At 70.5% G+C, this 6,909-nt stretch carries 10 protein-coding genes; 1 reads left to right on the top strand and 9 read right to left on the bottom strand.

Annotated elements, in window-relative coordinates; translation table 11 throughout:
* The 8 genes from VJS38_RS08255 to VJS38_RS08220 form a co-directional block, all read right to left on the bottom strand.
* A partial coding sequence (locus VJS38_RS08255; protein WP_324087672.1) for a hypothetical protein occupies positions 1-582 on the bottom strand: 582 nt, incomplete at its 3' end.
* Positions 546-1,475 (bottom strand): tetratricopeptide repeat protein, encoded by a 930-nt coding sequence (locus VJS38_RS08250; RefSeq protein WP_324087671.1) that lies wholly within the window; start codon positions 1,473-1,475, stop codon positions 546-548. The genes VJS38_RS08250 and VJS38_RS08255, both read right to left, overlap by 37 nt.
* A gap of 103 nt (positions 1,476-1,578) precedes the next feature.
* Positions 1,579-2,244 (bottom strand): DUF599 domain-containing protein, encoded by a 666-nt coding sequence (locus VJS38_RS08245; RefSeq protein ID WP_324087674.1) that lies wholly within the window; start codon positions 2,242-2,244, stop codon positions 1,579-1,581.
* A gap of 27 nt (positions 2,245-2,271) precedes the next feature.
* Entirely contained in the window at positions 2,272-3,591 is a 1,320-nt protein-coding gene (locus VJS38_RS08240; protein ID WP_414692423.1) for an MFS transporter, read from the bottom strand.
* 63 nt (positions 3,592-3,654) lie between these two features.
* Entirely contained in the window at positions 3,655-3,813 is a 159-nt protein-coding gene (locus VJS38_RS08235) for a DUF3309 family protein (protein ID WP_324087670.1), read from the bottom strand.
* A gap of 96 nt (positions 3,814-3,909) precedes the next feature.
* On the bottom strand, positions 3,910-4,305 hold the full coding sequence (locus VJS38_RS08230) for a DUF983 domain-containing protein (RefSeq protein WP_324087669.1): 396 nt from the start codon (positions 4,303-4,305) through the stop codon (positions 3,910-3,912).
* Between the two features lie 84 nt (positions 4,306-4,389).
* The gene (locus tag VJS38_RS08225) at positions 4,390-4,527 is read right to left on the bottom strand and encodes an entericidin A/B family lipoprotein (RefSeq protein WP_324087668.1); all 138 of its coding nucleotides are present in this window, start codon (positions 4,525-4,527) and stop codon (positions 4,390-4,392) included.
* A 50-nt stretch (positions 4,528-4,577) separates the two neighbouring features.
* Positions 4,578-5,042, bottom strand: coding sequence for a DUF5615 family PIN-like protein (locus VJS38_RS08220; RefSeq protein ID WP_324087667.1), 465 nt, complete (start codon positions 5,040-5,042; stop codon positions 4,578-4,580).
* A gap of 56 nt (positions 5,043-5,098) precedes the next feature.
* On the opposite strand from VJS38_RS08220, the gene VJS38_RS08215 reads away from it, so the two are divergent.
* The gene (locus VJS38_RS08215) at positions 5,099-5,479 is read left to right on the top strand and encodes a DUF2784 domain-containing protein (RefSeq protein ID WP_324087666.1); all 381 of its coding nucleotides are present in this window, start codon (positions 5,099-5,101) and stop codon (positions 5,477-5,479) included.
* Here the strand turns inward: VJS38_RS08215 and lepA are convergent.
* On the bottom strand, positions 5,448-6,909 hold a 1,462-nt coding region (lepA, locus tag VJS38_RS08210), incomplete at its 5' end, for a translation elongation factor 4 (RefSeq protein ID WP_324087665.1). The genes VJS38_RS08215 and lepA overlap by 32 nt on opposite strands.

Here is a 6,909-nt window from a genome sequence, read left to right as displayed (position 1 = left end):
GTAGGCCGCCAGGCCTTCCAGCGTCGCGGGCGAGGGCTCCGGCCCGTCGAACTCCTCGGTGATCAGGCCGTGGATGAAGCTCTCCAGCGCCCGTCCGCCCGGCGCCTGGGCGATCTTCAGCGCCGTCTTCGGGCCGCTCAGGTCGGGGATGGCCTTCGGATCGTCGATCCCGTCCTCGCGGTGGCTGGAGAAGATCGACTGGGTGACGTCCGCCGTGCCCGGGGCGCCGGAGACGCCTGGGAACTGGAAGTCGGGGTTGGTGCGCCCGGCGCGGTGGCAGGTCTCGCAGGCGAGGCTGGCGCGCGCCGCCTGGCCGCCGAGCAGCACCGGCGTGCGGAAGGCCGCCCGGCCGATCTCGACCTTGAGCGCCTGGGCGGCGTCGGCGGGGTGGCGCAGGCACTCCGTCGGCTGGGTGGCGATCGCGCGGACCGGGTCGGCGTCGGCCGAGATCCAGTGCAGGGCGCGGATCGGCGGCTCGCCATCGGCCGCCACGGCGGCCCACCCCAGGAGCGCGGCCGCGAGCCCCGCCCCGGCCAGGGCGGCGCCTAGCGCTGCTGCGGGTCGCCGCGGTGATCGATCCAAGCGCGCAGCTCCTCGGCCTCGGCGCAGCCGTAGGCGCAGGCGGTCTCCAGGCGGGCCAGCATCAGCTTCGCTCCGGCGAGGTCGCCGCGCTCGACCTTCAGCTCGCCATAGTATTCGTTCGCCCCGCGATGGTTCGGGGCGATCGCCAGCGCCTGGCGGTAGTAGGTCTCCGCGCGGTCCCAGTCGCCCTTCTTACGCCAGGCGTAGCCCTGGTAGGTCAGGATGTCCGGGTGCGGTCCGAACACGGCCTGGGCGTCCCGCAGCGAGGCCAGCGCCGCGTCATAGCGGTGCTGGTTGATCAGCCTCACGGCGGTGGAATAGGCGGCGTCGCCGGCCGCGGCGCCGGCGAAGATCATCGGCTCGTCGCGCTGGGCGCTGGGCTTGGGCGCCTCGGCGCCGGAGATGGCGCCCTGGACCTGGTCGGCGGCGGCCTTCAGCGCCGGGGCGTCGGCGCAGGCGCCGGCGCAGGCCTGGGCCTTGGCGTTCAGCCAGTCGAGCTCGCCCTGCGCCTTGGGGTCCTTCAGCCGCGCCAGGGCCGTGCCGAGGCCCGCGTGGGCGCCGACGTCGTCGGGCGAGAGCTTCACTGCGTGCTCGTAGGCCTTGCGCGAGCCCTTCCAGTCGTTGTCGCCAGCGAAGGCTTCGCCCAGCAGCCGCCAGGCCTCGGCGTTGGACGGGACCGCGCCGGTCACCCGCTTCAGCGCCCGCGAGGCGTCGCGATACTGGCCGGCCTTCAGCGCCGAGACGCCCGTGGCGTAATCCGCCGCCGGGTCGTAGGCCGGGGCCGACATGCTGGGGGCCATGCCCATCCCGCCGCCCCCGCCGCCGGACGCGAGCGCCTGGCCTGCGGCTGCGGCCATCAGGCCGGCCGTGATCACCGCCGCCATCGTGCGCATGGCCAACCTCCGAAAAACCAGCATGGCGTTGGTGCCGGCTCGCCCAATTTCGGTTCAATCGAAGCAGAGCCGTCATCCCGCAGGCCGCGCGGCGGCTGAACCGTCACCCCTCTAGCAGCTTGCGCAGGTCCGACACGGCGGCGGCCGCCGGCGAGCGGCGCTGGCGCAGCAGCAGCAGGGAGACGCAGGCGATCGTGGCGGCGATGCAGATCGCCGGCCCGAACAGCCAGGCGGCCGCAGGAAGGGCGAAGTAGTAGGCCCGGACGCCCTGGTTGAAGGACGAGAGCGCCGGGTTCAGCAGGCGCGCGGTGATGTCGCCGTAGGTCCTCTGCTCCTCGGCCGTCGAGTCGAGCGGGGCGGCGCCGAAGGCGGCCAGGCAGTAGTTCATCTGCCGGATCGACCACATGAACTCGAGAAGCCCCCGCACCAGGGTCAGCAGGATCAGCGCCAGCTGGCCCTCGAACAGGAGCCGCGAGGAGGTCTGGATGCCGACCAGGCTGGAGGCCGAGCGGAAGGTGCGCTCGCCGCCGAAGAGGGCGCCGGCGATGCCGGCGATCAGCAGCAGGTTGGACGAGGCGAAGAACGAGGCCGAGCTCAGCGCATGGCCGAGCAGCTGGCCGTCCATGAAGCGGTTGTCGCGCGCGGCCATGTTGCGCATCCAGGCGGTGCGGATCACCGTCATGTCGGTGTTGATCACCCCGCCGCGGTGGCGGGCGAGGCTGCGCAGCAGCGGCTCGTAGCCCAGCCAGCAGACGAGGAAGGTGCTCAGCGCGGCGATGTCGAGCGTAGTCAGGGCTCAGGCCTCCAGGATCATCTCGGTGGCGTTGGTGTCCGGCAGCCGCGCGGAGATCGCCGCGGCGATCGCCATGGCGGCGGCGACGTAGATGTAGAACCAGCTCTCGTTTCCGCCCTGTTTAAACCACAGGGCGACGTATTCGGCCGTCCCGCCGAACGCGGCGTTGGCGACGGCGTAGGGCAGGGCCACGCCCAACGCCCGCACGTGGGTGGGAAACAGCTCGGCCTTCACCGCCGCGTTGACCGCGGTATAGCCGGAGAGGATGACCACCAGCAGCGTCATCAGGCCGAACGCCGCCCACGGCGAGCCGCCGTGGGACAGCAGGCTGAACACCGGATAGGTGGCGAGCGCGCCCAGGCCGAAGCCCCAGGCCATGACGTTGCGCCGGCCGAGGTAGTCGCTCGCCCAGCCCACCAGCGGCTGCACCAGCATGTAGACGACGAGCGCGCCGGCGGTGATGGCGGTGGCGTCGTTCTTCGAAAAGCCCGCGGTGTTGACCAGGAACTTCTGCATGTAGGTCGTGTAGGCGTAGAAGGCCAAGGAGCCGGCGCAGGTCAGGCCGAAGATGGAGAGCGTGGCCCGCGGGTGGTCGCGCAGCAGCATGGCGGTGCGCGCCCGCGCCGCGCCCTCGGCCTTCGCGGCCAGGAAGGCGCGGGTCTCGGCGAGGCCCGAGCGGATCCAGAAGACGACGATCGCCAGGACGCCGCCGATCGCGAACGGAATGCGCCAGCCCCAGGTCTCCAGCGCCGCCTTCGAAAGCACGTTCTGCAGCACGACCAGCACCGCCAGCGCCGTCAGCTGGCCGGCGATCAGGGTGACGAACTGGAACGAGGACCAGAAGCCGCGCCGGCCCTTGCCGGCCATCTCGGTCATGTAGACGGCGCTCGCCCCGTACTCGCCGCCCAGCGACAGCCCCTGCACCAGGCGGGCGAGGAGCAGCAGGACGGGCGCGGCCACGCCGATCGCGGCGTAGTCGGGGATCAGGGCGATGGCGAAGGAGCCGGCGCTCATCAGGGCGACCGAGGCGGTCAGCGCCGCGCGGCGGCCCGCCCAGTCGGCGTAGAGTCCCATCAGCCAGGCCCCGATCGGCCGCATCAGGAAGCCCACCGCGAAGACCGCGGCGGCCTGCAAGAGCTGGGCGGTCTGGTCGCCCTTGGGGAAGAAATGCCTGGCGAAATAGAGGGCGAAGGAGGAGTAGGCGAACCAGTCGTACCACTCGACGAGGTTGCCGGCGGACCCGCCGAGGATGGCGTTGATCCGCGCCAGCGGCGAGAGGCCCGCGGGCGCCTGCGCCTCAGCCTTCATCTCGATCTGCGCCATGCATCCCCCCGTAGAGCGGAGGGATGCTAGCGGAAGTCGGGCCTCAAGCCAGAGGCCTGGACGTCAGAGTTGTCCCAACAGAACCAGGACGATGATGATCACCAGCACCAGGCCCAGGCCGCCGCTTGGGAAATAGCCCCAGTTGCGGGAATAGCCCCAGCTCGGCAGGGCGCCGATGAGGGCGAGGATCAGGATGATGATCAGGATTGTCCCAAGACCCATGCGCGTCTTCCTCCTTTCATGGCCCATCCCGACCAGAGAGGAGGCAAACGGCGCCCGCGGGGACGGGTTCCTGAAGAAGGTTTGACCCTTGAGGGTCTAATCAGCGGCGTCGGCCGTGTGCAGGGCCGCGTCGCGATCCTTGACGCCCAGCGCGTACATCAGCCCGATCCAGCCGCCCTTGATCACCGGCAGGGCGAGCAGCGTCAGCCCGGTCAGCGAGCAGAGCGCGATCGGCGCCGTGTACATGGCCGGCGCGCGCCAGACGATGGGGAAGAACAGCATCGGAGCCACGATCAGGTGGCCGATCAAGAGGATGGTGACGTAGGCCGGCCCGTCGTCCGCCGGATAGTGCGCGAGGTCGAGCGCGCAAGTCGGACACTGCTCGTTGACCTTGAGGTAGGCGCGAAAGATCCGCCCGGCGCCGCAGCCCGGACACAGGCCCCTCAACCCGCGGAAGACGGATCGGCGGAGCGGATGGACGAGCTCAGGCATTAGCCGCCATATGCACCTTCCGCCGCCGAAACCCAAGGGGCTGGGGCCGTCCGCCGCGGTCGCGCGGCGCGCCGCGGCCCGCGCTTAGCGCTTGGCGTCGTCGGCGGTGCTGGAGACGGCGCGGCCGGCGGCCGACACGTCGCGGCCCATGCCGGCGATGGTGTTGCAGCCCGACACCCACATGGCGGCGGCGGCGGCGGCGATGACGATCAGAGTGCGCATGGTGGAATTCCCCGACGTTTTCAGCGCGATGAACGAGCGCGTGTCTGTAGTCAAGCCTGCGGCGGGAATTGGGCGAGCCGATCCAGGCGCTCGGAGAGCCGCCGCACGTGGCTGCCCGGCCAGTAGACGCGGCCGCACGCGGGACAGGCGCGGAACGGACCGGGCCGCTCGCGCGCTTCGGGCGGCATGCGGGCGATGTCCGCCGCGTCGGCGTGTCGCAGCGGCGCATTGTCGACGATGCAGCGGGTGAAGGGGGCCAGGCGCCAGTCGATCGGCAGCGCCGCGGCGAGGTGCTCGGCCTCGGCGTAGGCGCCGCGGCCTTGCACCAGCACGCCCCGCGGATGGGCCTCGCCGGCGAGCCGCCTGTCGCGGGTCACCAGCACGCGATTCTCGGCGCGGGCGATCGCCAGCAGCTCGGCGTCGCGCTGGCCGCCCTCGGCCAGATAGGTGTCGTAGCCCGCCGCCCGCAGCAGCCGCGCCAGACGCAGGAGCATCTCGTCGCAGAGGAAGCGCATGGCGCTTCAACGCGGCGGCGAATGGTCTGGGGTCCTCAAGGCGCTATGCTCGCGACATGGACGCCGCAATCGGCCAATCGGTGCTGGCGCTGCACCTGGCGGTGATCGCCTTCAACCTCGCGGGCCTGGTCGTCATTCCGCTGGGAGCGAAGCTCGGCTGGAGCTTGGTGCGCATCCGCTGGCTGCGGCTCGCGCACCTGGCCTCGCTGGCGATCGTGGCGCTGCAGGCGGTGCTGGGGCGCGCCTGCTTCCTGACCATCTGGCAGGCGGACCTGACGGGCGGGCGGGAGGAGCCGCTGATCATGCGCTGGGTCAACGGCGTCATCTATTGGCCGCTGCCGATCTGGGCGTTCACGGCGCTCTACCTGGCGGTCTTCGCCTATGTCGTGGCGCTGTGGTGGATCGTCAGTCCGCGTCCATCTTCAGGGCGGCGATGAAGGCTTCCTGCGGGATCTCGACCTTGCCGAACTGGCGCATGCGCTTCTTGCCCTCCTTCTGCTTGTCGAGGAGCTTGCGCTTGCGGGTGGCGTCGCCGCCGTAGCACTTGGCCGTCACGTCCTTGCGCAGCGCGCGCACCGTCTCGCGGGCGATGATCCGGCCGCCGAGCGCCGCCTGGATCGGGATCTGGAACATGTGCGGCGGGATCAGCTCCTTCATCTTCTCGACCATGCCGCGGCCGCGCATCTCGGCGCGGTTGCGGTGGACGAGCATGGAGAGGGCGTCGACCGGCTCGGCGTTGACCAGGATCGACATCTTCACCAGGTCGCCGACCCGGTAGCCCTCGATCGCGTAGTCGAACGAGGCGTAGCCCTTCGAGATCGACTTCAGCCGGTCGTAGAAGTCGAACACCACCTCGTTCAGCGGCAGGTCGTAGACCACCATGGCGCGGGCGCCGACGTAGGACAGCTCGCGCTGCTCGCCCCGGCGGTCCTGGCAGAGCTTGATGATCGCCCCGAGGTATTCGTCGGGGGTGAAGATGGTGGCCTTGATCCACGGCTCGGCGATGCTCTCGATCTTCACCGGGTCCGGCAGGTCGGCCGGGTTGTGCAGCTCGATCTCCTCGCCGTTGGTCATCTTCACCCGGTAGACGACCGAGGGGGCGGTGGCGATCAGGTCGAGGTCGAACTCGCGCGACAGCCGCTCCTGGATGATCTCCAGGTGCAGCAGGCCCAGGAAGCCGCAGCGGAAGCCAAAGCCCAGCGCCGCGCTGGTCTCCATCTCGTAGGTGAAGGAGGCGTCGTTCAGGCGCAGGCGTCCGATCGCCGCGCGCAGATCCTCGAAGTCGGCCGCGTCCACCGGGAAGAGGCCGCAGAACACCACCGGCTGCACCTCGCGGAAGCCGGCCAGCGGAGCCTCGGTGGGCTTCTTCTCGTCGGTGATGGTGTCGCCGACGGCGGCGTGGGCGACCTCCTTGATCGAGGCGGTGATGAAGCCGACCTCGCCGGGACCGAGCTCGGCCACGTCGGTCTGCTTGGGCCGGAACACCCCCAGCTTGTCGATCTGGTAGGTGGCCCCGGTCTGCATCATCTTGACCTTCTGGCCGACCTTCAGCGTCCCGTCGAAGACCCGCACCAAGACGACCACGCCGAGGTACTGATCGTACCAGGCGTCGACCAGCAGCGCCTTCAGCGGCGCGTTGCGGTCGCCCTTCGGCGGCGGCAGGCGCTTCACGATCGCTTCCAGCACGTCGTGGATGCCCAGCCCCGTCTTGGCCGAGCACTCGACCGCGTCGGAGGCGTCCAGGCCGATGACGTCCTCGATCTGCTGGCGCACCCGCTCGGGCTCGGCCGCCGGCAGGTCGATCTTGTTCAGGACCGGCACGATCTCGTGATTGTTGTCGAGCGCCTGGTAGACGTTGGCCAGCGTC

It is taken from the genome of Phenylobacterium sp. (assembly GCF_035276905.1).
In the GTDB taxonomy this organism is placed as follows: Bacteria; Pseudomonadota; Alphaproteobacteria; order Caulobacterales; family Caulobacteraceae; genus Phenylobacterium.
The sequence above is the reverse complement of the archived record's forward strand: the minus strand, read 5'-3'. Positions and strand labels throughout refer to the sequence as shown.

Bases quoted from the DNA above. Each gene is read 5' to 3' on its own strand.
- VJS38_RS08250 (WP_324087671.1), bottom strand. From the start codon at position 1,475: ATGCGCACGATGGCGGCGGTGATCACGGCCGGCCTGATGGCCGCAGCC.
- VJS38_RS08240 (WP_414692423.1), bottom strand. From the start codon at position 3,591: ATGGCGCAGATCGAGATGAAGGCTGAGGCGCAGGCGCCCGCGGGCCTC.
- VJS38_RS08235 (WP_324087670.1), bottom strand. From the start codon at position 3,813: ATGGGTCTTGGGACAATCCTGATCATCATCCTGATCCTCGCCCTCATC.
- VJS38_RS08230 (WP_324087669.1), bottom strand. From the start codon at position 4,305: ATGCCTGAGCTCGTCCATCCGCTCCGCCGATCCGTCTTCCGCGGGTTG.
- VJS38_RS08225 (WP_324087668.1), bottom strand. From the start codon at position 4,527: ATGCGCACTCTGATCGTCATCGCCGCCGCCGCCGCCGCCATGTGGGTG.
- VJS38_RS08220 (WP_324087667.1), bottom strand. From the start codon at position 5,042: ATGCGCTTCCTCTGCGACGAGATGCTCCTGCGTCTGGCGCGGCTGCTG.
- VJS38_RS08215 (WP_324087666.1), top strand. From the start codon at position 5,099: ATGGACGCCGCAATCGGCCAATCGGTGCTGGCGCTGCACCTGGCGGTG.